Source organism: Roseateles flavus (assembly GCF_039872765.1).
GTDB lineage: Bacteria > Pseudomonadota > Gammaproteobacteria > Burkholderiales > Burkholderiaceae_C > Roseateles_B > Roseateles_B flavus.
The window spans coordinates 1-1,502 of record NZ_JBDPZC010000047.1 but is presented as its reverse complement, the minus strand read 5'-3'; the positions used below and the strand labels follow the sequence as shown (position 1 = coordinate 1,502).

At 64.6% G+C, this 1,502-nt stretch carries 1 protein-coding gene; it reads right to left on the bottom strand.

Going from position 1 to position 1,502, the window contains the following annotated elements:
- Positions 1–323: 323 nt before the first annotated feature.
- Positions 324–1,403, bottom strand: coding sequence for an IS110 family RNA-guided transposase (locus ABDJ40_RS24665; RefSeq protein ID WP_347613763.1), 1,080 nt, complete (start codon positions 1,401–1,403; stop codon positions 324–326).
- Positions 1,404–1,502: the final 99 nt, after the last annotated feature.

Below are 1,502 nucleotides of genomic sequence, written 5' to 3'. Positions count from 1 at the left end.
TACAGGGACTTCCCACCGCGTCAACACCGTCTCATTGAATTCCCCCGCAAGACCTGACCCCGATTGATCTGGATTGCACACGCCGACTCGGACGAAGGGCTGAACAGAGAACAGACTGCCACTCTACAGACGGCCTTGTTGCAGTCGCCGGCAGGTGCGCTGGCGCTGCGGACCCAGATACGAACCGCTCAGCAGGGCTCCATTCCATTCGCGTGGACTGGGTCCGAAGACCACTTGCCACCACTGGTTAGTCGAGCTTGCCTGCTGCCGGTCTGACCTGTCAGTGCATCTTCTGTGTGTCGTCGTGCATGGAAGTTGGAGCCTCAGCTCGGCAGGGTGGCGCCGGGCTTGAGGCTGATGTGATGGGGATCGAAGCGCTCGCCGCGGGTCATGACGGCCCAGAGGATGCGGGCGTTCTTGTTGGCCAGGGCGACGACGGCCTTCTGCCAGCCCGAGCGCTCCTTGAGGGCCAAGACCCAACGCGAGATCGGATCGCTGCGCGTGTGGGCGGTGTTGACCACGGATTTGGCGCCCTGGATCAGCAAGGTCCTCAGATAGGCATCGCCGCGCTTGGTGATGGTGCCCAGGTGGGGCTTGCCACCGCTGGAATGCTGCCTGGGCACCAGGCCCAGCCAGGCGCCGAATTGGGCCCCACTCTTGAATTGTTTGAAGTCCCCGACTGTGGCGACGGCCGCTGATGCGCCAACGGGGCCGATGCCCATGAGCTGCCCGGCGCGACGCACCTCCGGGTTCTCCTGCTCATGCGAGGCCAGTCGCTCGTCGCACCAGGCCAGGTGCTCGTCCAGCTCACGCCACTGCGCCTGCGCCCGGCGAAGCGTCATGCGTGCCAAGCCATTCATCTCGTTGGCGCCGTCCTCCAGCAACTCGTCCAGCACCAGGCGCAGGGCTCTGGATCCACTGGGCACGGCGATGCCGAACTCCAGCAGCAGGCCGCGGATGCGATTGATGCAGGCCGTGCGGTCCGCCTTGAGGCCTTCGCGCAGGCGATGCACGCACAGCAGGCTCTGTTGCTCGACGCTCTTGACAGGAACAAAGCGCATGTGAGGGCGGCTCGCCGCCTCGCAGATGGCCGCTGCGTCGTTGGCGTCGTTCTTGCCGCAGTGGCCCTCGGCGCGATAGGGGGCGGCCAGGTGGGCCGAGATGATGCGGGCATCCAGCCCCATCGCACGCAAGGCCCGGGCCCAGTGGTGTGCGCTGGAGCTGACCTCCATCACCACCATGCAGCCGGCCTGCAGTAGCGCACACCAAGCCAGGAACTTGTCGCGGGCCAGCGCCCGGTTCGTCAGCACTTGGCCACCGCCGTCAACGGCATGCACCTGGATGACTCGCTTAGAGAGATCCACGCCTACGCGCACCGCTGGAACTTGGGTATTCTTGTCCATGGACTTCCCCTTTCAACATGGCTGCAGATTGATGATCGACACCACCAATCTTGGCGCTTTGACGCCGTTGCCTGAAGGTGGGAAGTCCCTTCGTATTCC